Origin of the sequence: Streptomyces malaysiense (genome assembly GCF_000980885.2) — a bacterium.
In the GTDB taxonomy this organism is placed as follows: Bacteria; Actinomycetota; Actinomycetes; order Streptomycetales; family Streptomycetaceae; genus Streptomyces; species Streptomyces malaysiense.
Genome location: NZ_LBDA02000001.1, coordinates 18884 through 42665, shown reverse-complemented (window position 1 = coordinate 42665; position 23782 = coordinate 18884). Strand labels below are relative to the sequence as shown.

The window sequence follows — 23782 nt, the reverse complement described above, 5'->3', positions numbered from 1 at the left end:
GCGACCGAGGCGGCGCCCGGTGACCGCCGCCTCGGTCCGGCCGGCGGTCCAGGGCGACCGAGCGGAGACGGGGGCGGTGTCGATCGCGATCACCGGTGTGGCGGGAACGCCCGGCTGCGGCCCCCGCCGCCCGCCCGGCCCCCGGCTCCGTCACTCCACCTGCGCCTCCGCCGCCGCGGAGTCCGTCACGGTGATCGCGCCCACCGGGCACGCCCTGGCCGCCTCGCGGACGTTCGGGTCGCCGCCGCCGTCCTCGCGGCCGGGGATCAGCATGCTGAACCCGTCGTCGTCCTGGGTGAACACACCCGGCGCGGTCAGCGCACACTGGCCCGCGCCGATGCAGACGTTCTTGTCGATCTCGATGTGCATGAGCTGAGCCTCTTACCAGGTCACGGGGAGTTCCAGCATCCCCTGGATCGTGTCGCCGGGTTTGAAGGGGATCTCCTCGGCGGGCGCGGCCAGCCGCAGTCCCGGCAGCCGGGTGAGCAGGGTGCCGAGGGCGATCTCCAGCTCCGCGCGGGCCAGGTTCTGGCCCAGGCACTGGTGGATGCCGAATCCGAACGCCACGTGGTGACGGGTGGGCCGGTGGAAGTCCAGGGCGTCGGGATCGTCGTACTGCCCCGGGTCCCGGTTGATCACCGACGTGGCGAAGAAGACACCCTCACCGGCCCGGATCGTGGTGCCGTCGATCTCGATGTCCTGGAGCGCCACCCGCGCCAGCCCGTCGGCGATGGACAGCATCCGCATCAGTTCCTCGACGGCCGCTGGCAGCAGCGCCGGGTCCGCGCGCAGCTCGGCCAGCCGGCCGGGGTTCTGGAGCAGGGTGAAGGTGCCGAGGGAGATCATGTTGGCGGTCGTCTCATGGCCCGCGACCAGCAGGATCACCGCGAGCGAGACGACGTCGGCGCGTTCCAGCGTGCCCTGGCTCAGCTGCTGGTGGACGAGTTCGTCGAGGACTCCGTCACCGGGCCCGGACTGCCGCGCCTTGGCGTCCACCAGGCCGCCGAGATACTCCTCCAGGCGGTCGCGGGCGCCCTGGCTGTCCGCGGCGGTCGGGCCGCGCAGCAGCCGGCGCGACTGCTCCTCGAAGAACTCGTGGTCGGCGTAGGGCACGCCGAGCACGTCGCAGATCACCATCGACGGCACGGGCAGCGCGAAGGCGGAGACCAGCTCGGCGGGCGGGCCCTGTTCGATCATCGTGTCCAGCAGGCCGTCCACGATCCGCTGGATGGCGGGCCGCAACCCGCCGGCGCGTTTGAGGGTGAACGACGGGATCATCATCCGCCGCTGCCGCTGGTGCTCGGGGTCGTCCTGGCCGAGCAGCGCCACCCGGCGGTCGCGGACGCCCTCGAAGCGGGGGGAGAGCAACGGGAACTCGCCGCGGCGGCGGTCGCTGGACAGCCGGGGGTCGGCGAGCAGTGCGCGGGCGATGGCGTGCCCGGTGACCATCCAGACCTCGCGGCCGTCGTAGAGGGTGACGCGGGCCAGGGGCCGGGCCTCGCGCAGCGGGGCGTAGCCGGTGGGCGGGTGGTAGGGGCAGGTGCGGTCCTGGGGGAAGGCGACGGGGTCGGCCGGGGTCGCCGGGCCGGTGATGTCCGTCAGTTCCGTCATGGAAAGACCTCGCAGACGAAGAGGTGCGTCGTGCCGATCTTCATTAGATGCCTCAGGCACCTATGGGTCGATGACAAGTTCGGCCACTTCAAGGATCCTCCCTATCCGTCCGGATCGCGAAGGTGTGAGAGATCAGTTCCGGCCAGACGGGGCAATGGCCGCTCACCCCGCCCCGGTCTCTCCCTCGTACGGGACGCGGGCCCCGAGGGCGGGGCGAACCGGGCGGCGGCCACCGGTGCCGGGGGCGGCGCGGGTGACGCGGGTGGCCGCGTGGGTAATGATCGCGGCGGTGCGGGGAAGCACCGTACGGATGGAGCACGCGGCCGCCGGCGCCGAAACCGGTGCGGGTGCGTGCGTCGGAGCGACGAAGGGACGGATCCATGCCTCTCGAGGGTGAGTACGAGCCGAGCCCGGAACAGTGGGTGCGCGATCAGGTGGAGTTGTACGAGAGCTCCGGCGGGACGAAGGGGAACACCCTGCTGGACACCGGGATGCCGGTCATCGTGCTGACGACCCGGGGCGCGAAGAGCGGGAAGATCCGCAAGACGCCGCTGATGCGGGTGGCGCACGAGGGCGCGTACGCGGTGGTCGCCTCGCAGGGCGGCGCGCCGAAGCACCCGGTGTGGTACTTCAACGTCAAGGCCGATCCGCGCGTCGAGCTGCAGGACGGCTCGGTCAAGCAGGACATGCGGGCCCGTGAGGTCACCGGTGCCGAGAAGGCCCGGTGGTGGGAGCGAGCGGTCGCCGCGTACCCGCCGTACGAGGAGTACCAGCGGAAGACGGACCGGGAGATCCCGGTGTTCGTGCTGGAGCCCGCCGAGGGGAGCTGACCGCTCGCCCCGGCCGTGCCCCCGGAGAAGTCCTCACCCGGCGGGTGTGAACCGTCTCCGGGACGGGCAGTCGTGCCGTCAGGCCCCGCCGCGTTCCCCCGTCGCGGCGGGGCTCTGCCGTGTCTCGCCGTCCGGGCTGTCGGTGACGTCGAGGAAGATCTGGTCGGCGGCCGGGAACGTCGCCGCGAGCGAGTGCTTGATGCGGTCGGCGACCTCCTCGACGCGTTCGCTGTCCAGGCCCGGCACGAGATCGATGCGCGCGGCCACCAGGGTGGAGTCGAGGCCCAGTTTCATGGTGAACAGCTCCGCCACGCTGTCGATCTCCGGCTGCGCCCGCAGCAGCGCGCGGATACGGCCGCTGAGTTCCGGATCGGCAGCCTGTCCGATGAGCTGGTCACGGGCCTCGCGTCCCAGCCGGTAGGCGACGTACACCAGCAGGACCCCGATGGCGAGCGAGGCGGAGGCCTCCCAGGCGACCTGCCCGGTGGCCATGTGCAGGGCCATTCCGGCGATCGCCAGGGTGACGCCGAGCACCGCCGTGCCGTCCTCGGCGACCACCGTGCGCAGCGCCGGGTCGCGCAGCGCCGCCCGTCCGCCCCGTTTGCGCACCTGGTGGAGGGCGCGCAGCAGCGAACCGCCCTCCGCGATCAGCGCCACGCCCAGCACGATCAGGCCCACCAGATAGCCGCGGGTCGTCTCATGCGTGCCCTGGCGCAGTGCCTCGAAGCCCTGGAAGAAGGAGAAGCAACCGCCCATCACGAAGATCCCGACGGCGGCGAGCAGCGACCAGAAGAAGCGCTCCTTGCCGTATCCGAAGGGGTGCCGCGCGTCGGCGGGGCGGCGGCTGCGGCGCAGGGCGGCCAGCAGGAACACCTCGTTGAAGGAGTCGGCGACCGAGTGCGCGGCCTCCGACAGCAGGGCCGGCGACCCCGAGATCACCCCGCCGACGGCCTTGGCCGCGGCGATCAGCAGATTGGCCGCGAGGGCGATGAGGACGGTGACCCGGGTACGGCGGTCGCTCGCCCGGCCGCGCCGCTCGCGGACCCGGGTACGGCGGTCGGTGGTCCGGGTGCGCCCGTCGTCGCGGGCGGCGCCCGCCGGGGCGGCCCGGTGCTCCTGTCGTTGCGATGGTGTTCCGCTCACGGGGGCCGACTGCCCGGGGGCCTGGGAATCACACCGTGCGGGCGCCCGGAAACGGGGAAGTCGGTGCTCTGACGGAGAAGTCGGTGCTCCGGGGACCCCGGCGGCGAGCGGGCCGGGCCCCGGCGGCAAGGAGGAGACATGGGCGGGGACGGCAACCGCGCCTACGGCCACAAGAGCTTCAGCCGGTCGCGCAGCCATTTCCGGGACCGGATCACGGCGGACGGCCGGGGCGGCCGGCCGGTGGCGGCGGGGCGCTACCGGCTGGTGGTGTCGCGGGCCTGTCCCTGGGCGAGCCGAGCGGTGATCTCCCGCCGGCTGCTGGGACTCGAGGACGCGCTGTCGATGGCGGTCGCGGACCCGGTCCAGGACGACCGCAGCTGGCGGTTCACCCTGGATCCGGGCGGCCGGGACCCGGTGCTCGGCATCCGCTATCTCAGCGAGGCGTACGACCGCCGGGAGACCGGGTATCCGGGCGGGGTGAGCGTGCCCGCCGTGGTGGACGTGGCGAGCGGGGAACTGGTCACCAACGACTACCAGCAGCTCACCCTGGACCTCGCCACCGAGTGGACGGCCCTGCACCGCGAAGGCGCCCCCGACCTGTATCCGGCGGCCCGGCGCGACGAGATCGACACGGTGATGGCCGAGGTGTACGAGGACGTCAACAACGGCGTGTACCGGGCCGGCTTCGCCACCGGCCAGAAGGAGTACGAGAAGGCGTGCGCGGGGGTCTTCCGGCGGCTGGAAACGATCGCCGGACGCCTGGCCGGACAGCGGTATCTGGTCGGGGACACCCTCACGGAAGCGGACATCCGGCTGTTCACCACGCTGGTCCGGTTCGACCCGGTCTACCACGGCCACTTCAAGTGCAACCGCTGGAAGCTGGCGGAGGAGCCGGTGCTGTGGGCGTACGCCCGGGACCTGTTCCAGACCCCCGGGTTCGGCGACACCGTCGACTTCGACCACATCAAGCGGCACTACTACCAGGTGCACACCGGTATCAACCCGACCGGCATCGTGCCGCTCGGCCCCGACCTCGCGTCCTGGCTGAGCCCGCACCATCGGGAGGAGCTGGGCGGCCGGCCGTTCGGCGACGGCACGCCCCCGGGCCCGGTGCCCGAGGGCGAACGGGTGGCCCCCGCGGGCCGCCCCGTATGAGAACCCCCTGACGAGGAAGGAGTCATCCATGTCCAAGTCGAAGAAGTCCAAGCTCCCCTTCGTCTACCAGCCGGTCGGTTTCGTGCTCGGCTGGGCGAGCGGCGCGCTCGCCGGCCTCGCCTTCAAGCAGGCGTGGAAGGCGATACGGCACGAGGACGAAGCGCCCACCGCCCTGGACGAGGACCGCCGGCTGCGCGAGATCCTGCTCGCCGCCGCCCTCCAGGGCGCGATCTTCGCGGTGGTGCGCAGCGCCGTGGACCGCACCGGTGCCAAGGCCATCGCACGCTCCACCGGGGTCTGGCCGGTGGCCGAGGGCAAGGGGAACGGCGCCGGGAGCAGGGACACCTAGGGCCTCTCGTTTGGATCATGCCGGGCTCGCGGGGTCTGGCCTGATCCAAGCGAAAGACCCTGGCGGGGCGAGGGCGGCGGGCGGGAGTGGCGCCGAGGCCCCGTCCGGCCTGCCTCAGCCGTCGAGCAGCCACCGCCCGCCGCGCATGAGGTCCCGTCCGGGCAGCTCGTTCGCCTCGCGCCAGGCCTGGATGCGCTCGGGGACGACCCGGAAGTACAGATAGCGGGTGGCCAGCCGCCGGGGGTCGAAACCGGTCTTGCCGGCGAAGACCTCCGCGTCCTCCTCGGGCAGGTCCTCCGGGCTCACCGACCGCACCTCGCCGTCCACGAGGACGACGTCCCTGGTCGACCCGATGCCGAGCCGCACCCGGCCGCTGTCGACCAGGTTGCGGCCGGTGGGGCTGTCGGCCGGGGTGGCGAAGAGCAGGAGGGCACCGTCCCAGACGAACGACAGCGGCACCAGGTAGGGCGTGCCGCCGTCCGGGCCGGCCGTGGCCACCCAGGCGTCCTCGTCGTGGTCCAGCCGGTGCAGGGTGTCCTTCTTGCGCTGCTCGGCGGTGCGGGCGGGCGGCGGGGTCATCGCGTGCGGCCTCCTGACGGGTTGCGGGTGCGCTCCAGTGTGGCCGCAGGGACCGGGCCCGCGCATGCGCTCCGTCCCCCGCGGCGCGTCCCCGCCCGAGCCGTGCGCGCCCGCGGCCTCTCCTGCCGGGGCGGAGCTCGAGCCCTCCTCGGGGTGGCGCCGGCCTCGGGCACGCTCCAGGCGCCGGGCCCGCCGCCGGCGGAGATCTCTTCCCGTCGCGCTCCGGCGCCCGCCGGACCGCCGTGGAGGCCGCCGCGAGCGGTGCACGTGGGGCGCGGCGGGGCGGGCTGGGGGACCATGAGCGGTGTGACCACCATGCGAGCCATCGGCCAGGACGTCCTCGGCGGCCCCGGGGTACTGAGGGAAGTGACGCTGGAGCGGCCGAAGCCACGGCCGAACGAGGTACTGGTCCGGGTGCGGGCCGCCGGCCTGAACCCCACCGACTGGAAACACCGGGCCACCGGCGGCTTCCTCGGCGATCCGCCGTTCGTGCTCGGCTGGGACGTCTCCGGGGAGGTCGCCGAGACCGGGATCGGCGTGGCCGAGTTCCGGCCCGGCGACGAGGTGTTCGGCATGCTGCCCTACCCCTTCGGGCACGGCTCGCACGCCGAGTACGTGATCGCCCCCGCCCGCGCCCTGTGGCACAAACCGGCCTCGGCCGACCACGTCCAGGCGGGCGCGCTGCCGCTGGTGTCGCTGACCGCCTGGCAGGCGCTGACCGAGCGGGCCGAGGTGGGGCCGGGCCGACGGGTGCTGATCCACGCGGCGGCCGGCGGGGTCGGGCATGTGGCCGCGCAGATCGCCAAGGCGCACGGCGCGTACGTGATCGGCACCGCGAGCGCGGCCAAACACGGCTTCCTGCGGGAGATCGGCGTGGACGAGCCGGTCGACTACCACGGCACCGATGTCACCGAGGCGGTACGGGACGTGGACGTCGTCCTGGACACCCTCGGCGGCGAGACGGCCCTGCGCTCCCTGCGGACGCTGCGGCCCGGCGGCATCCTGGTGTCGATCCTGCCGGTGGGCCCCCGCGAACTGTACGACGAGGCCGGGCGGCTCGGCGTACGGGCGGTACGGATGCTGGTGGACGCCGACCGGACCGGAATGCGGTCGGTCGCGGAGCTGGTCGAGGCGGGGAAGCTGAGGGCGACGATCGCCGGGACGTACCCGCTGGCCGACGCCGCGAAGGCGCACGAACAGGGGGAGACCGGGCGCACCACGGGGAAGCTGGTGCTGCTGACCGGCTGAACGGCTCGCGGACACGCGTGAAACCCGAAGACATATGTCAATCGAACATGCTCAAATTCCTTCTGACGAAGGTAACTTGACGGTCGGATATCCGACGTCCGGGCGCGGGTGGGAGGTGATGCCGAGGTGCGACGGGAACCCGTGTCCCTCACCCGGCATCTGCGCGTGTACGCATACCGTGCACATACCGTCCTGGAGTTCCGGGGCGAGATCGACATCGTCGCGGCGGCGGAGATCCTCCCGCTCCTGGACCGGATCACCGGCCGCCCCGGCGCCCGGGTCGTGCTCGATCTGCGGCCCGTGGAGTTCTTCGACTGCTCGGGGCTGCGGCTCCTCTACCGGGCGCGGACCCGGACCCTCGGGCACGGCGGGCAGTTGCACCTGGTGTGCACCCACCCGCTGACCCTGCGCGTCCTGCGGGTGACGGGCCTGTCCCGGCTGCTGCCACCGCACTCCACGCCGGACGCGGCCCTGGCGGGCGCCGGAGCGGCGTCCGGTTCGCGGTGAGCGGGCCGGCGTCCGGTTCGCGGTGAGCGGGCCGGGGGCGGCTCGCGCCTGCCGGGCGGAGCCGCCCCCCGGCTCACCCCTCCTCGAACAGCGCGCTGACCGATTCCCCGTCGTGGATCCGCCGTACCGCCTCGGCGAGGGCGGGGGCGACGGACAGGACGCGCAGTTTGTCGGTGTGCTCGTCGTCCGGGATCGGCACGGTGTTGGTGCAGACGATCTCCAGCACGTCCGGCTGCTCACCGAGCCGCTTCAGCGCACCGGCCGCGAACAGCCCGTGCGTGCACGCCACCCGGATCGAGCGCGGGCCCGACTCCCGCAGCCGGTCGAGGAGTTCGAGCACGGTGCTGCCCTTGGCGATCTCGTCGTCGAGCACGATGACGTCCCGCCCGGCGATCTCGCCGATGACGGAGCTGATGCTCACCCGGTCGTCCGCGTACCGCTGTTTGGCCCCGGCCGCCACCTGCGCGCCGATGCGCCGGGCGAAGGCGGCGGCCTCCTTGGCGTTGCCGAGGTCCGGGGAGACGACGGTGGTGCGCGACAGGTCGTACTGCCCGAAGTGCGCGGCCAGTTCGCGCAGCGCGTGCAGATGGTCGACCGGCACCGAGAAGAAGCCGTGCACCTGCGGGGAGTGCAGGGTCATGGCGAGGACGCGGCTCGCACCCGCCGAGACCATCAGGTCCGCGACGAGCCGGCCGCCGATGGAGATGCGGGGCGCGTCCTTCTTGTCGGAGCGGGCGTATGAGTAGTGCGGCATGACGACCGTGATCCGGGAGGCGGAGGCGCCCCGGGCCGCGTCGCACATCAGCAGCAGCTCCACCAGGTGCTCCTGCACCGGCTTGACCAGCGGCTGGATCAGGAAGACGTCCCGCTCCCGGCAGTTGGCCTGGAGCTGCACCTCCAGGCAGTCGTTGGCGAACCGGCTGACCCGGGTCGGACTCAGCGGCACCCCCAGGTGCGCGCAGACCTCCTCGGCCAGTTCGGGGTGGGCACTGCCGCTGAAGACGGCGATGTCTCGCACGATCTGCTCCTCGCATGATCATTCCGGGCTGCCGGCCCTCATGCTACTGGCCGGGACCGCAGCGGTAGAGCGTCCGGGCGGTCCGGGCGGGGGCCGGGGGCGCGGGGCGGGTGTCCGTGCCCCCGTAGGCCGAGGCGGGAACCTTCGCGCAGGTGGCCTCGACCCAGTCGGCGATCCGCGTCGCCGGGGTCGGCCCGGCGGCCGCGTTCCCGGTGCCGGCCGCCCGCGGACCGAGCCCGGCGGGGCCGCCCGTGAGCACGTACCGGACCTGCCCGGTGGCCACGAGGCGCTGGAAGCCGGCCCGCGTCGGGAAGGGCACCTTTCCGCTGAACCCGCCGAGCGGCAGGGCGTGGGCGCCGGCCGCCAGGATGTACGGCGAGGCCGTGTTCCAGTTGGTGGTGGCGAAGACATAGCGGGACCCGCCCCGGCGGGCGCGGGTGTAGTCGAGGACGCGGCGCTCCTCGGGGGTCAGGACACCGTCCGAGGCGATGCCGGCCAAGGCGGCGAAGCCGGCCCCGGCGGTCCCGCGGCCGCCGCCGGCCCGCGCCCCGGCGGCCCGCGCCGGGACCTCCGGTCCCGAACTCCCCCGGTTCTGTTCCCGGTCGGGGGTGGTCGGGCCCACCGAGCCCATGCCCGAGGCGCCGTACGCCGGGTCGAACACCTGTACCGCCCACGTGCTCGGGGCGACGAGCACGGCCGTGAGGGCGGTGGCGAGTCCGGCGAGCGCCAACCGACCTCCCTCGCCGGGCCGTTCGGGCCGGGCGAGGGCCAGCAGGACGACGCCGGCGAGACCGAGCGCGGCGACTGCGGGCGCCAGCCACGGCAGGAAGGAGACGGCGAACCGGTCGGCGAGACACGCGCTCCACACCGTGGTCGCCGCCACCGTGGCCGGCAGGGCCCAGGCGCGCCGCCCGCCGGCCCGGTGGGCGCGCCACATCCGCACCGTACCGGCACCGGTGAGCGCGGCGAGCGGAACCGCGATCACACCCATGTAGTACGTGTGCGGGCCGACGCTGCCGGCACTGAACACCAGGAAGTACGTGGCGAGCCAGGCGCCCCACAGCAGGAATCCGGCGCGCGAGGCGTCGGTGCGCGGCCGTCCACGCCGCCAGAGCAGCCCGCAGGCGACGGCCGCGGCGGCGAACGGGTAGAGCCAGCCGGTCTGGGCGGCGAGCGTGGTCCCGAACATCTTCGCCCACCCGTTCTCCCCGCCGCCGAAGCCGCGGGCGGCCAGCGGCGAGACGCCCGCGGCGGCCTCCGGGCTCTGCTGCCCGGAGGCTTGGTGGGCGGCCACGCGTACGGCCCCGGGTCCGGCCGCGCCCCTCGTCCGGCCGCCCCGGTGCCCGCCCCCCTGTGTCGCGCTGACGCTCCCGGTGGAGGACGCGCTGAGGCCGAGCGAGCCGAAACGGTTCAGGAAGTTGTAGCCGACGACCATGCTGAACGCGGAGTTGTCGGTGGTGCCGTCGACGTACGGACGGTCCTTGGCGGGTACGAGGGTCACCGCGAGCATCCAGGAGGCCGAGACGGCGACCGTCACCAGGGCGGCCAGGCCGAGGTGGGCGAGGCGGCGGCGCAGCGCGAGCGGTGCCGAGACCAGGTACACCAGGGCGAGGGCGGGCAGTACGGCCCACGCCTCCAGCATCTTCGCCTGGAAGGCGGCGCCGACCCAGACCCCGGCCAGCAGCAGCGGGCGCAGCCGGCCCGCGCGCGCGGCCCGCTGGGTGGCCTCGGCGGCGAGCAGCAGACACAGGGTGAACGCCGGGTCCTCCACCGAGGTGCGGAACAGGCCGACGGCGGCCGGGGTCACGAGGAACGCCGTCGCGGCCAGCAGCGCCGCGTGCGTCCCGGCCCAGCGGTGCACCATGCGGTGGAGCACCAGGAGACTCGCCACGCCTTCCAGGACCTGGGGCAGCGTCAGGGTCCACGGGTGGAAGCCGAGGAGGCGGGCGGACAGGGCCTGCGGCCACAGGAATCCCGGGGTCTTGTCGAGCGTGATGGAATTCGCGGGGTCGAAAGAACCGTAGAAGAACGCCTTCCAGCTCCCCGTCATGCTGCGGGCCGCGTCGGCGTAGAAGGTGTGGTACTGGCTGTGGGTGATGCCCCAGGAATAGGACACCGCGGCGAGCACGACGAGGACCAGCAGTGCCGGACGGGCGTACGGGGGCTCGCCCACCGGGGCTTTCCACGGTGCGCGGCGACCGCTGCCGGTGGTCGCGGTCACGTCGAGAACGTTCGTTGCCATGCCCGGCAGTTTTGGTCACACCACCGGCCCGTAACGGCGTGTCGCGCCCTCTTCAAGGAAACTCTCATCACGAACAGATCAATTCTTTGATCACACGATAAGGAATTTGCTCTGGTAAAGCCGAGTCATTACCCGAGGCGCGATGACGCTCCCGGCGACGCGGGAGGCCGCCCGAACGGGCCCGAGGGGGCGCGAACGATACCGGGGCAAGGCACCCCGGCCCGTCGACGGCCGGTCCGCGCCGACCTCTTGACGCCCACTTATCTCACTTCTTAAATCAAGAAGCATCGCTTCATCCGAGAGCCTCCCCCCACCGACCGGAGAGCCATGTCCTCCCCCCGCCGCATGCTCCGCAGATGCCTCTTCGCCGCCCTGTCCGCCGCGCTGGTCGGCGCGGCCGCCGTCGGCCCCGCGCAGGCCCGCCCCGCCGACCGGGCCGCCCCCGCCGCGACCGTGACCACCTTCTCCGACGATTTCGACGGGCCGGCGGGCTCGGCGGCCGACCCCTCGAAGTGGACCCAGGAGACGGGCGACAACGTCAGCAACCACGAGCGGGAGTACTACACCTCGGGCACCGGAAACGCGGCCCTGGACGGCCAGGGCCATCTGGTGATCACGGCAAGGAAGGAGAACCCGGCCGGATACCAGTGCTGGTACGGCAGTTGCCAGTACACCTCGGCGCGGCTGAACACGGCCGGGAAGTTCGAGGCCCGGTACGGACATGTCGAGGCACGGATGAAGGTTCCGCGGGGGCAGGGCATGTGGCCCGCCTTCTGGATGCTCGGCACACCGGTGAACTGGCCGGACTCGGGCGAGATCGACGTGATGGAGAACGTGGGCTTTGAACCGTCGACCGTGCACGGCACCATCCACGGGCCCGGCTACTCCGGCTCGGACGGTATCGGCGCCGCCTACAGCCTGCCGAACGGGCAGGCCTTCGCGGACGGCTTCCACACCTTCGCCGTGGACTGGGCGCCGAACTCGATCACCTGGTCGGTGGACGGGACCGTCTACGAGCAGCGCACGCCCGCCGACCTCGGCGGCAAGACCTGGGTGTACGACGACCGGCCGTTCTTCCTGATCCTGAACCTCGCGGTCGGCGGCTACTGGCCCGGCGACCCGGACGCCGGCACCCGGTTCCCGGCGCAGCTGGTGGTGGACTCGGTCTCCGTCACCACCAGTGACACGGCGGCGGGCCTCCCGATCCGGGGGCTGGCCGGAAAGTGCGTGGACGTGGCGGGAGCGAACTCCGCGAACGGCACCCCGGTCCAGCTCTACGGCTGCAACGGCACCGCCGCGCAGTCCTGGACGGTCGGTTCGGACGGCACGATGAGGGCGCTCGGCAAGTGCCTGGACGTGACCGACCGGGGAACGGCGGACGGCTCCACCGTCCAGCTGTGGGACTGCACCGGCGGCACCGACCAGAAATGGACCGTCACCGGCGCCCACGACATCGTCAACCCGCAGGCCGACAAGTGTCTGGACGTCACCGGGAACAACTCGGCCGACGGGACGCGGTTGCAGATCTGGTCCTGCACCGGCGGCGCCGACCAGAAGTGGACGGTGGGCTGAGCCGGCGGCTCAGCGCAGCGTCCAGTGGTACTTGCCGCCGCCGACCCAGCGGACCACGTCCGGATCGTCGAGGTCGTGGATGGTGATCCCGTAGGCGGCGGCGACCTCCAGCACATCGGTGACATTCCTGGCCTCGCCGATCACCTCCCCGTCGATCTCCATGATCCGGAAGGGCGGCTCACCCGGCTTCCCTGGGCACACGCCCAGCACCAGGATGCGCGGCTTGGAGATGTGGGGGGCTCCTTGTTCGGTCATGCAATTCAGGTTAGGACGGAACGCCCTCGATGGGGTTGTCCGGGGCATCTGCCCGGGGGCGGTCCGCCGTGCCGACGGGGGCGGGTGGTGCGAGCCTGGGTCCTGTGGAACCCGTTGCCGCACTGGAGCGGATCGCCTTCCTGCTGGAGCGGTCCCTGGCGCCCGGATACCGCGTACGCGCGTTCCGAACGGCCGCCCGGGTGGTGGACGGACTCCCGCCCGGGGAGGCGGCCGCACGGGCGGCGGACGGCTCGCTGGAGTCGCTGAAGGGGGTCGGGCCGAAGACGGCGCAGGTGGTGCGGGAGGCGCTGGACGGGCAGGTGCCGGGGTATCTGCGCAGGCTGGAGGAGGCCGGCGGGGACAGCGCGGGCGCCGAGGGGCCCGGGGCCGCCCTCCGGGCCCTGCTGCGAGGGGACTGCCACACCCACTCGGACTGGTCCGACGGGGGCAGTCCGATCGAGGAGATGGGACGGGCGGCGGCCGCGCTCGGCCATGAGTGGACCGCCCTCACCGATCATTCTCCGCGGCTGACCGTGGCCCGGGGCCTCTCCTCGCAGCGGCTGCGCGAACAGCTGGACGCGGTCGCGGAGCTGAACACGCGCTGGGCGCCGTTCCGGCTGCTCACCGGCATCGAGTGCGACATCCTGACCGACGGCTCCCTGGACCAGGAACCCGAGCTGCTGGAGCGGCTGGACGTGGTCGTGGTGTCCGTGCACTCCAAGCTGCGGATGGACGCCCGCGTGATGACCCGCCGCTTGACGGCCGCCGTACGCGATCCGCACGCCGACGTCCTCGGGCACTGCACCGGGCGCCTGGTCACCGGCCGGGGGCGCCCGGAGTCGGAGTTCGACGCGGACGAGGTGTTCGCCGCCTGCGCCGGGTCCGGCACGGCGGTGGAGATCAACAGCCGCCCAGAACGGCTGGATCCGCCCCGCCGGCTGCTGCGCCGGGCCGTGGCCGCGGGGACCCTGTTCGCCGTCGACACCGACGCGCACGCGCCGGGCCAGCTGGACTGGCAGATCCTGGGCTGCGCCCGCGCCGAGGAGTGCGGCGTCCCCGCCGAGCGGGTGGTCACCACGTGGTCGGCGGAGGAACTGCTGGGGTGGACGCGCGAGGGGCGGGTGCCCGCGCGCGTGGCGGGAGCCTGACGCGCCACCCGGGGCGGAACCGGAAGGGCTGGGCCGGGCGATCGGTGCGGACGAGGCGATCGAGGCCACCGCGAGCGGCGACGACGTACGGGGGCAAGCCCGCTCCGAAGCCGGCGGAGCACGCGCTGGAGCCGGCCGGGGTGCCGGCCGAGCGGGCGGTGCCCGTCGGGGACACGGCGCGGGACACGGCGCGGGACACGCGGGCGGGCGCCGAGGCCGGGGTGCGCCGCCTGGGCGTGCCGTGCGGTGGGGCCGGCCCGGCGGAGGCCGGCGCGGAGGCGGCCCGCGCGGGACCCCGCCGATCCGCTCCCCCGCCTCGACGAGGCCCGCCGACCTGGGCCTTCCGCCCTGTGGCGCAGGTCACCGACGGGAGTGGAACAGCTGGTGCCGGTCGCCCGTTGAACGGGGCGTGGGTACGGACGGGACAGTGTCCCCGGGCCTCACCTTTCGCCCACAGGGACGATCGTTCGGCCGAAGCCCTGTGGAGCCTTTCGCCGAGGGGCGACCGCCGTCCGCACCCGCACTCCGACCGCCCCGGCCGTGAATCCCCCCGTCACGGCCGGGGCTTCCTCGTCTCCGGCCCGGCCGCCCCCTCCGCCCGGCGGGCTATCCGCCGATCCCCGCCGCGGCCAGCATCCGGCAGATCCCGGTGGTGGCCGTCGTGGCACCCGGACCGCCGAGGTACGCCCGCAGGTCCGTGGTGAGGCGTTCCGCGTGGGTGAAGAACAGGCCGTGACCGCCGTTCTCGTACACCTTCAGGACGGCGTCCGGCAGCAGCCGGGCCAGCCGTTCACCCGTACGGGCCAAGGGTGCGGAGGTGTCGTGGGTGCCGTGCACGACGAGCACCGGTACGTCCACGGCGGACAGCTCGGCGGTGAGGTCGAGGCCGGTCACGACGGACCGCACGCCGGTGGCGGCACGGGGCGTGGCGACCAGGCAGCGGTCGACCAGATACCGGACGTAGGCGTCGGAGACCTCGTTCCCCGCGCTGGTGACGGCGAAGAAGGCGTCCGCGAATCGGGTGAACCAGGCGGGCCGGTCGCGTCGGAAGAACTCCTCGTCGGCCCGCGCGAGCGCCGGATCGACGCCGTCGGGCAGCCGCTCCGAGCGGATGATCCCCGGGCTGACCCCGCAGACCAGCGCGGCCCGGACCACCCGGGACGAGCCGTGCCGGGTCAGGCAGCGCACCACCTCGGCGGTGCCGACGGAATGCGCGATCAGGGTGACCTCGCGCAGGTCGAGGTGGTCGAGCAGCCCCTGGAGGTCGTCGGCGAGGGTGTCGAGGTCGTACCCGGACCACACGTCGTCCGAGCGCCCGTGACCGCGCCGGTCCAGGCCCACACAGCGGTAACCGGCCTCCGCGAGCGGCAGCATCTGGTGCTCCCACATCTCGTGGCCCAGATAGGCGCCGGCGACGAAGACGGCGACGGCACCGCGGGCGGGACCGTGGTCGACGTAGTGCAGCCGGGTGCCGTCGACGGGGCTCTCGTAGTACGGCATGGGGGGGTCCTCCTCGGGATACGGCGCGCGGGCACCGGCGGGCGCACGGGGGGCGGCGGTCCGCCGATGATCCCGATCCTTCCCGGAACGGACCGCGTGGTCGATTACCGGGCACGTCAAGCACGTGTGTCCGAGTGCCCGGATACCCGGCGGGACGTCGCGGACCCTTCGCCCGAGTACGGAAGGAGCCGGAGGTGAGCGGCACGGCGGGCAGCACGGTGGGGGTCACGGGAGCCACCGGCGATGTCGGTACGAGCGTGGTGCGCCCGCTCTCCCGTGATTCCGGGATCGCCGCGGTACGGGGCCTCGCGCGCCGGATGCCCGAGTGGCCGCCGGCGGGGACCGAGCGGTCCGCCGTCGACCTGGCGTCGGAGCGGGCGGCCGGTTCCTGCCGGGCCCGCCGGTCCGGCCCGAGCTGCTGCCGTTCCTGCCGGACGTCCCCGGCCCGCGCGTCCAGGCGCCGCACACCGACGACGCCGCCGAGGCCTACCGGCTCGCGGTGCGCTCGGCGACCGCCCGGGGCGCCTTCGACCTCGCCGCCGAACCGCCGCTGGACGCCGCCGTCCGCGGCGAACTGCTCGGCGCGCGTCCGGTACGGCTCCCGCGTGGCCACAAGGCGGGCCGAGAGGTGATGTCGCTCCGGCCGCGCGGCAGCGGCCGCGGACCGCGCGACCGTCCGTCCGGCGGACCGACCGGCGGCCGCGGACCAGGGCGGGTCACCTGCCCGAACGTCCTTTGTCCCCGACGGGGTTGATCTCCCTTGCGCGCGTCGGGCGAGGCGGGCGAGGATGATCGATCATGCCCACCAAGACTCTGCGCATTCCCACTCCGGACGGCGTCGCCGACGCCTACGCCGCCTTTCCCGACGACGACCGGCGCCATCCCGCCGTGCTGGTGTACCCCGACGCCTTCGGCCTGCGGCCCGTGCTGGAGGAGATGGCCCGGGAGCTGGCCGGACACGGGTACTACGCGCTCGTGCCCAACGTCTACTACCGGCAGGGCCCGGCGCCGCTGACCGATCTGCCCGAGCACATCGGCGAGGAGATCCGGCCCAAGGTCATCGCCCAGCTGATGCCGCTCGTCGAGGCGCACACCACCGAGCGCGTCCTGCGTGACGCCGACGCCTACCTCGCCTTCCTGGCCGACCAGCCCGAGGCGGCCGCCGGGCCGGTCGCCGCGATCGGCTACTGCATGGGCGCCGTGCTGGCCATGCGCACCTCGACGGCCCGTCCCGACCGGGTGGCCGCGGTCGCCGGGTTCCACCCCGGGTTCCTGGTCACCAAGAGCCCCGACAGCCCGCACCTGCTCATCCCGGAGCACCTCTCCGCCGAGGTGCACCTCGGCCTCGCCGAGCGGGACATGACGCCCGAGGGCATCGCCACGATCGAGGAGGCGTTCGCGGCGGCGGGGGTCGGCCACAGCACCGAGGTCTATCCCGGCACCGTCCACGGCTTCACCATGGCGGACACCGACGCCTTCGACCCCGCCGCGTTCCAGCGGCACTGGGACCGGCTGCTCCCCCTCCTCGGCCGCACCCTGACCGAGGGCTGAGGCCGCGGCCGCGGGACTCCGAGGGCCCCGTCACGCGCCCGGAGTCCGCTCCCGCAACGCCGTCCGCCAGGCGGGGAGCGGGCTCTGCGGGGCCGGGGCGGGGCGGTGGCCGCCGCTGGTGAAGAAGTCGGCCAGGGGGAGGATCGCGGCGCCGACGGTCACGGCGTCCGGGCCGAGCCGGCCGAGTTCGATGCCGACCTTGTCCGCGGGGTGGCGCAGGGCGTACGTCGTCGCGTGCCGGCGCACGGCGGGCAGGAACCGGGTGCCGAGCTGGAGCCCGGCCCAGCCGCCGACGATGATCCGCTCGGGCTGGAAGAGGTTGATCAGGTCGGACAGGCCGGCGCCGAGGTACTCGGCGGTCTCCTCCAGGACGGCCAGTGCCACCGGGTCCGCCGCGCCGCCGTCCGCCGGGTAGGCGGCCGCGAGCATGGCGGTGAGCGCGGTCTCCTCGTCGGCCCCGGCGGGCGGCCGGCCGCCCGCCTCCCGCCAGCGGGCGAGCAGCGACTCGGCGCCCGCGTACGCCTCCAGGCAGCCCGGAGCGCCGCAGCGGCAGCGGCGCCCGCGCACCCGTACCGTCAGATGTCCCCACTCGACGGCTCGCCCGTGTTCCACCTCGGGGGTGACCAGGCAGGCGCCGACGCCGGAGCCGAACAGCACGACGACGGCGTTGCGGGCGCCGCGTCCCGCGCCGAACCACATCTCGGCCTGACCCAGGGTCTTGGCGCCGTTGTCGATGAAGTACCGCACGTTCTCCGGCAGTTCGGAGGTGGTCCGGAGCAGCCGCTCCAGCGGGACCGCGTCCCAGCCGATGGTCTGCCCGTGCACGACGGCGCCCCGGTCGGCGGTGTGCTCGACGATGCCGGGGACCCCGACACCGATGCCCAGCAGTCGCTCGGGCACGGCGGCTCGCGCCGCCAGCACCTCGGCGACGCCCTCGCGGATGTGTCCGGCGATGACGTCGGCGTCGTAGCGCTGGGCGGTCAACGGACGCTCGGTGCGGGCGAGTTCGTTCAGCGCCAGGTCGAACAGCTCGACCCTTACCCGGGTTTCGCCGACGTCGACACCGATCATCTGTCCGCTGTCCGGGGCGACGCGCAGCAGGGTGCGGGGCCGGCCGCCGTCGGAGTCGACGCTGCCGGCCTCCTCGACCAGCCCGTCGGCGACCAGGTCGGCGACCACGTTGCTGACCGAACCCGAGCTGAGACCGGTGGCCGGACCCAGCTCGAACCGGCTCAACGGTCCGTCGAAGTACAGCCGCTGCAAGACGGCGGTACGGTTGCCCCGCCGAAGGTCACGCACCGTGCGCCCGTTCCGCCCCGCCATGCGGCTCCTTTCACGAACCATGCCCGACCTGCAACATACTCCTTCGGGCGACCGGAACGCGACTTTCCACCAACCCTTAGTTCATGCTGTGAGCTAAGCAGGGACTCCATGAGCCCGTCCCGTCGGGACGAAACCGCCGGCTCAGCCCGCCGCGGGCACGTCCGCGGCGGACGCCGTGCCCGCCCCCTGCGGCGCGCCGAAGCGGGCCAGCGTGTGCCAGACCATCTTCAGATGCTGGAGGTCGTACCGGCCGGTGCGGGCCGCGTCGCCGAGGTGGCGGGGGGTCAGGCGGCCGTCCCGGGCGATGCGGGTACCGAGGGCCGTGTACCGCGGGCCCCGGTAGCCGGCGTGCTCGCGCAGGCGGTCGACGGTGAGGACGTAACCGGGGTGCCACTCCAGGGGGAAGGGGAGGAGCCGGGCGGCCGACTCCACCGGGGTGCCGCGGTAGCTCGCGTCCAGGACCAGGGCCTCGATGTCGCGGGCGAGCAGCACTCCCCCGTGGACATGGCTCTCGATGTAGTCGTCGAGGGCGTCCCGCTCGTCCGCCTCGGCGCGGGCGATCAGCCCCATCACGGAGGCCACGCCGAAGTCCGTGGGCTCGGCTGCGCTGTCCGGGTAGCAGAAGGTCGCACGGGCCGTGGTCCGCGCGGTGAGCCGTAGGTGCGAGGAACCGAAGCGCGGCGCGGCGCCCACCACTTGGCGGCGGAAGTCCAGCGCGCCGTAGACCGGCCGCTCCGCGGGCCCGGCGTCGTCGTAGGCGCCCCCGAAGATCCGGCTCTCCCAGCGCCACCGGTCGCCACCCGGGTGCGCGGTGAGCCCGCCGTTGCTGGTGCCGGTGACGAACTGGGAGTGGTAGACGCCGTCCCGGGCGAGCGAGGCGAGGATCGGCAGCCCGCCCGAGAGCCGGTCGGGGTGGAAGTTCAGGGTGATGCGCGGGCCGGGGCCGAGCGGGGGCCCGGCGGCGTGGGCGGCCACGTGCCGCAGCGCGCGCAGGGCACGTGTCGAAAGCCCGTCCGGGAAATCCATTGGCCCGCCCTCCCCTGAGGTACCTAGGCTGATCAGGGGCCTCATTTTCCGGGTCCGGCGCACGTACGACGAAGGATTTTCCATGAAGCCGCTCACCGAGCAGGACATCCGCAGCTCTTTCGTGAACTGCTCGAAGGGCGAGGCCAAGCGGCTCGCCGTACCGCGGAACCTGGAGGAACGGCCCTGGGAGGACCTGGACTTCCTGGGCTGGCGGGACCCGGGCGCGCCCGACCGCAGCTATCTGGTCACCGAGCGGGAGGGCCGGCTCGCCGGTGTCGCCCTGCGCTTCCCCTCCTCCCAGCGCGGCTTCCTGCACCGCAGCATGTGCTCCCTGTGCCTGACCACCCACCACGGCGGCGGGGTGTCCCTGATGACCGCGCGCAAGGCGGGCACCGCGGGCCGCGAGGGCAACTCGGTCGGCCTGTACATGTGCACGGACCTCTCGTGCTCGCTGTACGTACGCGGCAGGAAGACCCCCGACTCCGGGATGCGGATCGAGGAGAGCCTGACCGTGGAGGAGCAGATCGCGCGGACGACCGCCAATCTGGCCGCGTTCCTCGACAAGCTGTACGTCTGAGTTCCCGGGCCCGCCACCGCCGTTTGGCCCAACTCCTCACCCCCCTCGAACAGCCACGTTCGGCGCGGCCGGGGAACGGGAACAGGCCAAGGGATGCACGAGGTACGCAAGGGGACCGAGGGACTGCTGCGCCTGGTGAAGCGTCGCCGGGAGCCGGTGGTCGTCCAGACGCTGCGGTCGGCCACGGCGGCGACGATCGCCTATGTCATCGCGCTCCGGCTCAGTCCCGAACCGGCCCCGCTGACCGCGCCCCTGACCGCGCTGCTGGTGGTCCAGGTGACGTTCTACGCCACCCTGACCAACGGCATCCGCCGGGTGAACGCGGTGGTGGCCGGCGTCCTGGTCGCCATCGCCTTCAGCGTGCTGGTGGGCCTGACCTGGTGGAGCCTCGCACTGCTGATCGTGGCCTCGCTGGCCGTCGGCCACCTGGTGCGGGTGGACGAGTACGTGGCCGAGGTGGCGATCAGCGCGATGCTGGTGCTCGGGGTGACCACCGTCGGGTTCACCGCGTGGGCGCGGATCGTGGAGACGCTGATCGGCGCGGTCGTCGGCACCGCCTGCAACCTGCTGCTGCCACCGCCCGTGTGGGTGGACAAGGCGGGCCGGTCGATCGAGGACCTGGCGCGCCGGGTGCGGCAGTTGATGCTGCGAATGGGTGAGGAGGCCGCGGACCGCATCCCCTGGGAGCGGGCGGCCGAGCGACTGCACGAGGCGCGCCGGCTGGACCAGTACATCGCCGAGGTCGACGCCTCGCTGCGGCAGGCCGAGGACAGCCTGCGGCTCAATCCGCGGGTCAAGGAGGGCCTGCTGCACCGGGTGGTGCTGCGCACCGGCCTGGACACACTGGAGATCTGTACGGTGGTGCTGCGGGTGCTGGCCCGTTCCTTCACCGATCTGGCGAAGGCCCGTGAGTCCGATCACCTGTTCCCGTCCCCGGCCGGGGCGACCGTGGAGGAGCTGCTGTCGGAGATCGGCGACGCGGTGGTGAGCTTCGGGGTGCTGGTGACGGCCCACCTGAGTGCGGACGCCGAGTCCGCGGAGTCCCGGCTGGCGGCCGAGCTGCACACCGCGGCCGGCACCCGTGACCGGCTCGCCGAGCAGTTGCGGGAGGAGGTCCGCGCGGACTGGGCGAACTGGCAGCTGCTGGGCGCCGTACTGACCGAGACCACCCGGATCATCGACGAGCTGGACACCGAGCACCGCACCCATCGCCTGCTGGAGGAGCTGGACCGGGTCTCCCGCGAGCAACGCGCCAAGCTGCCCCGCATGACCCGGCTGCGCGAGCGGCTCGGGGTGCAGGAGGAGCTGTGGCGCCGTTCGGGTTTCGGTGACCGTACGTGGTGAGCGGTCGGCATCCGGTGCCGGGTTTGCCCTCGGGCCAGGCTCGGGCGAGGCTGGCCGCCGACGACCGGGACGACCTGAGGTGGGTGTATGAGCACGCGGGCGGGAGCGGGCGGTGGCTGGAGCAGGCGCAGGTTCATCGGGATGGGCGCGGGCGCGGCCGCCGTCGTCGCCGTGCCCGCCCCGGCCGCGCCTCCCCCGGACCCCGCGCCGGCCGGAGCCCCGGGCCGCCGGTCCGCCGACCGCTCCGGCGGGCCCCGCCCGCTGTACCTGGGCACGTACACCTCCGTGCCGGGCGGGGGCACCGGCATCGGGCTCGCCTCGTACGACCCGGAGTCCGGCCTGATCACCGGGTCCGGGACGCTCACCGGGGTCCCCGACCCGTCGTACCTCGCCGTCCACCCGGACGGCCGGACGCTGTACGCCGTGGACGAGCGGCAGGACGGCGGGGTGACGGCCGTACGGCTCGGCGACCGGCGCGTCCTCGGCACCCGGAGCACCGGCGGCGCGGGTACCTGCCATCTGTCGGTGCACCCGTCCGGACGGTGGCTGCTCAGCGCCGCCTACGGCTCGGGGAGTGTCGCCGTGCACCCGATCGACGCCTCGGGTGCCCTGGGCGAACGCACCGACCTGGTCACGCACGGCTCACCGGCGCCCGGCCCCGGCCAGGAGGGGCCGCACGCGCACCAGTTCCGCACCGGCCCCGACGGCCGTCATCTGCTCGCGGTGGACCTCGGCACCGACACCGTCTACACCTACCGGCTCGACGCCGCGAAGGGCACGCTCGCCGAGGCGGGGCAGGCGCACACCCGGCCCGGCGCGGGGCCGCGCCATCTGACCTTCCATCCGGGCGGCCGGTACGCCTATCTGGCCAACGAGACGGACGACACGGTCGTCGTCTGCGCGTACGACCCCGCCACCGGCCGGCTGGCCATCGGCGAGCCGCAGTCCACGGGCGCCACCGGGGACGTCACCAACTACCCGGCGCAGCTGCTGGTCACGGCGAACGGCCGGTACGCCTTCCTCGCCAACCGCGGCCACAACAGCCTGGCCCGGTACGCCGTCGAGGCCGGCGGGGCCCGGCTGCGGCTGCTCGGCACGGTGCCGGTGGGCGGGGACTTCCCCCGGCAGATCGCCTTCTCGCCGGACGGCCGGCTGCTGTTCGCGGCGAACCAGCGCTCCGGCACGGTGACCGTCTTCCAGGTCGACGCCGACCGCGGTGAACTGCGCGCCGCGGGCGAGCCGTTCGCGTCACCCGTCGCCGTCTGCGCGCTGCCGCTGTAGCGCCCGGGGGCAGCCGGCGGCGCTCGCCTGCGCCAGCAGGGCGTGCACCCGCTCGGCGAGCCGGCCGAGGTCGTCGGCGGGGGTGTGGAACGGCAGGCGCACGTCGCCGTGGGCGCGGGTGCGTTCGACGCGCAGGGTCAGCCCGTGCCGGTCGACGGCGAGCGGCAGCACCCGGATCGCGGCGTGCAGGCTCTCGGGCCGCACCAGCCGGGTGAGCCGTTCCACGGCGTCCGGGTGGACCTCGGCGAGATGGGTGAGCAGTCCGGCCTCGGCGACGGCCAGCGGGTCGGGCCGGGCGGTGGCGTACTCGCCCGGGTCGACGAGCACGGTGCCGCAGGAGCGCCGCAGCACCACCCGGCCGGGGTGGAAGCACAGGGCTCCGTCGGCCGGGGTGAGCCGGCCGGCCAGCCAGAGGCGGGCGCGGATCCGGTCGCGCACGGGGACGGGGGCCACATCGGCGAACTCCAGTACCGCGCGGGATTCCTGGCGCGGGGCGCGGAGGGCCGCCAGGTGCGGGGCGCTGTCCTCCGGCAGCGTCAGCAGGACAGCTCCCTCGTCGGTCACGGTGTGCGCGCCGACGTACTCCTCGCGGGCGCCGCCCGCGGTCACCGCGCACGACCAGGCGGTGGCGAGCACCGAGCGCGCCCGTTCCGCCGCGCCGGGGGCGGCCGTCCATGCCTGCGTGTCACCCATCACGAGACCTCCCTAGGTAAGGCTTGCCTAACTTATCGGAGATCGGGGCGCACGCCAACCAGGCGCCCGGTCCGCGCCCGGCGAGCCCGTCCGCCGCGGCCACCCGCCGGCCGGATCCTCGCGCGGGCCTCAGGCGATGGCGCCGAGCAGCGCGCGGGCGCACAGGTCACGTACCTGTTCCCGGCTCGACTCGCCGTCGCGCAGCCATTCCAGGCAGACCGCGGTGGTGAAGGCGAGCCAGCCGCGCACCGCGAGCCGCAGGTGCGGGGCACCCCCGAGGGCCGGCCCGAACTCGGGGTCCGCGGCGAGGGCGGCGAGGATCTGCTTCTCCTGCGCGGCCAGGGCCCGCTGGTAGACCCGGCGCACGGCCTGGTCGCCGGCGGCGTCGGCGCGGTGGAAGGCGCGGAAGCCGTGGGCGTGGGCCTCGACGTAGCCGAGGTAGGTGTCGAGCCCCGCGGTCAGCTGCTCGCGCGCCGGCACGCCCGGCTCGGCCGCCGTCATGCGCAGCATCCGCTCGCTCTCGCGCTCCACGACCGCCGCGAAGAAGTCCCGCTTGGTCGGGAAGTAGTGGTAGAGCAGCCCCCGGGACACCCCGGCGAGATCGGCGACCTGCTCGATCCACACCTCGTCGTACGGGCTCTCCGAGAACAGTCGCGCGCCGACCGTCAGCAGTTGCTCACGCCGTTCGCCGGTGCTGAGACGGCGCCGTGCGCGCTCCCCCTGGTTCGCGGGCATGGCGTCACTTTACTTGACGTCGGTTCAGCAAGCGGATCAGACTGTGGCCGTTGTTGAATCCACGTACAACAGGCGTGCGCCGGGGGCTCGACGGC

Annotated in this window: 24 protein-coding genes and 1 pseudogene; 13 read left to right on the top strand and 12 right to left on the bottom strand. The window is 73.7% G+C overall.

Annotation, left to right across the window (positions count from 1 at the left end; genetic code table 11):
- Positions 1–150 precede the first annotated feature (150 nt).
- Positions 151–369, bottom strand: coding sequence for a ferredoxin (locus VT52_RS00210; protein ID WP_046426643.1), 219 nt, complete (start codon positions 367–369; stop codon positions 151–153).
- 12 nt (positions 370–381) lie between these two features.
- On the bottom strand, positions 382–1611 hold the full coding sequence (locus VT52_RS00205) for a cytochrome P450 (protein ID WP_046426644.1): 1230 nt from the start codon (positions 1609–1611) through the stop codon (positions 382–384).
- A gap of 380 nt (positions 1612–1991) precedes the next feature.
- Here VT52_RS00205 and VT52_RS00200 point away from each other — a divergent pair, with 380 nt between their 5' ends.
- Positions 1992–2441 carry a nitroreductase family deazaflavin-dependent oxidoreductase gene (locus tag VT52_RS00200; protein ID WP_046426645.1) on the top strand — a complete coding sequence of 150 codons (450 nt, stop codon included), beginning with the start codon at positions 1992–1994 and terminating at the stop codon, positions 2439–2441.
- Positions 2442–2519: 78 nt separating this feature from the next.
- Here VT52_RS00200 and VT52_RS00195 read toward each other — a convergent pair whose 3' ends face one another.
- On the bottom strand, positions 2520–3431 hold the full coding sequence (locus VT52_RS00195) for a cation diffusion facilitator family transporter (protein WP_240509617.1): 912 nt from the start codon (positions 3429–3431) through the stop codon (positions 2520–2522).
- Positions 3432–3722: 291 nt separating this feature from the next.
- On the opposite strand from VT52_RS00195, the gene VT52_RS00190 reads away from it, so the two are divergent.
- The gene (locus VT52_RS00190; protein WP_046426647.1) at positions 3723–4739 is read left to right on the top strand and encodes a glutathione S-transferase family protein; all 1017 of its coding nucleotides are present in this window, start codon (positions 3723–3725) and stop codon (positions 4737–4739) included.
- Between the two features lie 28 nt (positions 4740–4767).
- The gene (locus tag VT52_RS00185) at positions 4768–5088 is read left to right on the top strand and encodes a DUF4235 domain-containing protein (protein ID WP_046426650.1); all 321 of its coding nucleotides are present in this window, start codon (positions 4768–4770) and stop codon (positions 5086–5088) included.
- A 114-nt stretch (positions 5089–5202) separates the two neighbouring features.
- Here VT52_RS00185 and VT52_RS00180 read toward each other — a convergent pair whose 3' ends face one another.
- Positions 5203–5667, bottom strand: coding sequence for a pyridoxamine 5'-phosphate oxidase family protein (locus tag VT52_RS00180; RefSeq protein WP_046426651.1), 465 nt, complete (start codon positions 5665–5667; stop codon positions 5203–5205).
- Between the two features lie 297 nt (positions 5668–5964).
- On the opposite strand from VT52_RS00180, the gene VT52_RS00175 reads away from it, so the two are divergent.
- Positions 5965–6915: an NADP-dependent oxidoreductase gene (locus VT52_RS00175; RefSeq protein ID WP_046426723.1), complete on the top strand. Its 951-nt coding sequence runs from the start codon at positions 5965–5967 to the stop codon at positions 6913–6915.
- A gap of 126 nt (positions 6916–7041) precedes the next feature.
- Positions 7042–7422, top strand: coding sequence for an anti-sigma factor antagonist (locus VT52_RS00170; protein WP_046426655.1), 381 nt, complete (start codon positions 7042–7044; stop codon positions 7420–7422).
- A gap of 73 nt (positions 7423–7495) precedes the next feature.
- Here the strand turns inward: VT52_RS00170 and VT52_RS00165 are convergent, their stop codons facing one another.
- On the bottom strand, positions 7496–8440 hold the full coding sequence (locus VT52_RS00165; protein ID WP_046426656.1) for a ribose-phosphate diphosphokinase: 945 nt from the start codon (positions 8438–8440) through the stop codon (positions 7496–7498).
- A gap of 43 nt (positions 8441–8483) precedes the next feature.
- Positions 8484–10682 (bottom strand): ArnT family glycosyltransferase, encoded by a 2199-nt coding sequence (locus VT52_RS00160; RefSeq protein WP_046426658.1) that lies wholly within the window; start codon positions 10680–10682, stop codon positions 8484–8486.
- A 327-nt stretch (positions 10683–11009) separates the two neighbouring features.
- On the opposite strand from VT52_RS00160, the gene VT52_RS00155 reads away from it, so the two are divergent.
- Entirely contained in the window at positions 11010–12254 is a 1245-nt protein-coding gene (locus VT52_RS00155; RefSeq protein ID WP_046426660.1) for a ricin-type beta-trefoil lectin domain protein, read from the top strand.
- 9 nt (positions 12255–12263) lie between these two features.
- Here VT52_RS00155 and VT52_RS00150 read toward each other — a convergent pair whose 3' ends face one another.
- Positions 12264–12509 (bottom strand): hypothetical protein, encoded by a 246-nt coding sequence (locus VT52_RS00150; protein WP_046426662.1) that lies wholly within the window; start codon positions 12507–12509, stop codon positions 12264–12266.
- A 104-nt stretch (positions 12510–12613) separates the two neighbouring features.
- Between VT52_RS00150 and VT52_RS00145 the strand changes: the two genes are divergently transcribed.
- Both VT52_RS00145 and VT52_RS39510 read left to right on the top strand, forming a co-directional pair.
- A complete protein-coding gene (locus VT52_RS00145; RefSeq protein WP_046426664.1) occupies positions 12614–13657 on the top strand; it encodes a PHP domain-containing protein in 1044 nt (347 codons plus the stop codon).
- Positions 13555–14361, top strand: a complete 807-nt coding sequence (locus VT52_RS39510; protein WP_338059170.1) for an HAD hydrolase-like protein — start codon at positions 13555–13557, stop codon at positions 14359–14361. Before VT52_RS00145 ends, VT52_RS39510 begins: the two co-directional genes overlap by 103 nt.
- Here VT52_RS39510 and VT52_RS00140 read toward each other — a convergent pair.
- Complete coding sequence (locus VT52_RS00140) at positions 14264–15157, bottom strand: alpha/beta fold hydrolase (protein WP_063888377.1); 894 nt, start codon at positions 15155–15157, stop codon at positions 14264–14266. The genes VT52_RS39510 and VT52_RS00140 overlap by 98 nt on opposite strands.
- A 194-nt stretch (positions 15158–15351) precedes the next feature.
- Here VT52_RS00140 and VT52_RS00135 point away from each other — a divergent pair.
- Positions 15352–15764 (top strand): annotated as a pseudogene (locus VT52_RS00135) (hypothetical protein); the annotation flags it as partial.
- Between the two features lie 191 nt (positions 15765–15955).
- Positions 15956–16708 (top strand): dienelactone hydrolase family protein, encoded by a 753-nt coding sequence (locus VT52_RS00130; protein WP_046426668.1) that lies wholly within the window; start codon positions 15956–15958, stop codon positions 16706–16708.
- A gap of 30 nt (positions 16709–16738) precedes the next feature.
- Here VT52_RS00130 and VT52_RS00125 read toward each other — a convergent pair whose 3' ends face one another.
- On the bottom strand, positions 16739–18031 hold the full coding sequence (locus tag VT52_RS00125) for an ROK family transcriptional regulator (protein ID WP_046426670.1): 1293 nt from the start codon (positions 18029–18031) through the stop codon (positions 16739–16741).
- A gap of 141 nt (positions 18032–18172) precedes the next feature.
- Positions 18173–19057 (bottom strand): DUF3626 domain-containing protein, encoded by an 885-nt coding sequence (locus VT52_RS00120; RefSeq protein ID WP_046426672.1) that lies wholly within the window; start codon positions 19055–19057, stop codon positions 18173–18175.
- Positions 19058–19139: 82 nt separating this feature from the next.
- Between VT52_RS00120 and VT52_RS00115 the strand changes: the two genes are divergently transcribed.
- The 3 genes from VT52_RS00115 to VT52_RS00105 all read left to right on the top strand — a co-directional run bounded on the left by VT52_RS00115 (position 19140) and on the right by VT52_RS00105 (position 22259).
- Positions 19140–19634, top strand: a complete 495-nt coding sequence (locus VT52_RS00115; RefSeq protein ID WP_046426674.1) for an FBP domain-containing protein — start codon at positions 19140–19142, stop codon at positions 19632–19634.
- A gap of 93 nt (positions 19635–19727) precedes the next feature.
- On the top strand, positions 19728–20978 hold the full coding sequence (locus VT52_RS00110) for an FUSC family protein (protein WP_206306400.1): 1251 nt from the start codon (positions 19728–19730) through the stop codon (positions 20976–20978).
- 87 nt (positions 20979–21065) lie between these two features.
- Complete coding sequence (locus tag VT52_RS00105; RefSeq protein WP_206306399.1) at positions 21066–22259, top strand: lactonase family protein; 1194 nt, start codon at positions 21066–21068, stop codon at positions 22257–22259.
- Here the strand turns inward: VT52_RS00105 and VT52_RS00100 are convergent.
- Both VT52_RS00100 and VT52_RS00095 read right to left on the bottom strand, forming a co-directional pair.
- Positions 22227–22952 carry a DUF2470 domain-containing protein gene (locus VT52_RS00100; protein WP_046426677.1) on the bottom strand — a complete coding sequence of 242 codons (726 nt, stop codon included), beginning with the start codon at positions 22950–22952 and terminating at the stop codon, positions 22227–22229. The genes VT52_RS00105 and VT52_RS00100 overlap by 33 nt on opposite strands.
- A gap of 129 nt (positions 22953–23081) precedes the next feature.
- On the bottom strand, positions 23082–23687 hold the full coding sequence (locus tag VT52_RS00095) for a TetR/AcrR family transcriptional regulator (protein ID WP_046426678.1): 606 nt from the start codon (positions 23685–23687) through the stop codon (positions 23082–23084).
- Positions 23688–23782 lie beyond the last annotated feature (95 nt).

What these genes read in the sequence shown, in the direction of transcription:
- VT52_RS00210 (WP_046426643.1), bottom strand. Translation starts at nt 369, where the DNA reads ATGCACATCGAGATCGACAAGAACGTCTGCATCGGCGCGGGCCAGTGT.
- VT52_RS00205 (WP_046426644.1), bottom strand. Translation starts at nt 1,611, where the DNA reads ATGACGGAACTGACGGACATCACCGGCCCGGCGACCCCGGCCGACCCC.
- VT52_RS00200 (WP_046426645.1), top strand. Translation starts at nt 1,992, where the DNA reads ATGCCTCTCGAGGGTGAGTACGAGCCGAGCCCGGAACAGTGGGTGCGC.
- VT52_RS00190 (WP_046426647.1), top strand. Translation starts at nt 3,723, where the DNA reads ATGGGCGGGGACGGCAACCGCGCCTACGGCCACAAGAGCTTCAGCCGG.
- VT52_RS00185 (WP_046426650.1), top strand. Translation starts at nt 4,768, where the DNA reads ATGTCCAAGTCGAAGAAGTCCAAGCTCCCCTTCGTCTACCAGCCGGTC.
- VT52_RS00180 (WP_046426651.1), bottom strand. Translation starts at nt 5,667, where the DNA reads ATGACCCCGCCGCCCGCCCGCACCGCCGAGCAGCGCAAGAAGGACACC.
- VT52_RS00175 (WP_046426723.1), top strand. Translation starts at nt 5,965, where the DNA reads ATGAGCGGTGTGACCACCATGCGAGCCATCGGCCAGGACGTCCTCGGC.
- VT52_RS00160 (WP_046426658.1), bottom strand. Translation starts at nt 10,682, where the DNA reads ATGGCAACGAACGTTCTCGACGTGACCGCGACCACCGGCAGCGGTCGC.
- VT52_RS00155 (WP_046426660.1), top strand. Translation starts at nt 11,010, where the DNA reads ATGTCCTCCCCCCGCCGCATGCTCCGCAGATGCCTCTTCGCCGCCCTG.
- VT52_RS00150 (WP_046426662.1), bottom strand. Translation starts at nt 12,509, where the DNA reads ATGACCGAACAAGGAGCCCCCCACATCTCCAAGCCGCGCATCCTGGTG.
- VT52_RS00140 (WP_063888377.1), bottom strand. Translation starts at nt 15,157, where the DNA reads ATGCCGTACTACGAGAGCCCCGTCGACGGCACCCGGCTGCACTACGTC.
- VT52_RS00130 (WP_046426668.1), top strand. Translation starts at nt 15,956, where the DNA reads ATGCCCACCAAGACTCTGCGCATTCCCACTCCGGACGGCGTCGCCGAC.
- VT52_RS00125 (WP_046426670.1), bottom strand. Translation starts at nt 18,031, where the DNA reads ATGGCGGGGCGGAACGGGCGCACGGTGCGTGACCTTCGGCGGGGCAAC.
- VT52_RS00120 (WP_046426672.1), bottom strand. Translation starts at nt 19,057, where the DNA reads ATGGATTTCCCGGACGGGCTTTCGACACGTGCCCTGCGCGCGCTGCGG.
- VT52_RS00115 (WP_046426674.1), top strand. Translation starts at nt 19,140, where the DNA reads ATGAAGCCGCTCACCGAGCAGGACATCCGCAGCTCTTTCGTGAACTGC.
- VT52_RS00110 (WP_206306400.1), top strand. Translation starts at nt 19,728, where the DNA reads ATGCACGAGGTACGCAAGGGGACCGAGGGACTGCTGCGCCTGGTGAAG.
- VT52_RS00105 (WP_206306399.1), top strand. Translation starts at nt 21,066, where the DNA reads ATGAGCACGCGGGCGGGAGCGGGCGGTGGCTGGAGCAGGCGCAGGTTC.
- VT52_RS00100 (WP_046426677.1), bottom strand. Translation starts at nt 22,952, where the DNA reads ATGGGTGACACGCAGGCATGGACGGCCGCCCCCGGCGCGGCGGAACGG.
- VT52_RS00095 (WP_046426678.1), bottom strand. Translation starts at nt 23,687, where the DNA reads ATGCCCGCGAACCAGGGGGAGCGCGCACGGCGCCGTCTCAGCACCGGC.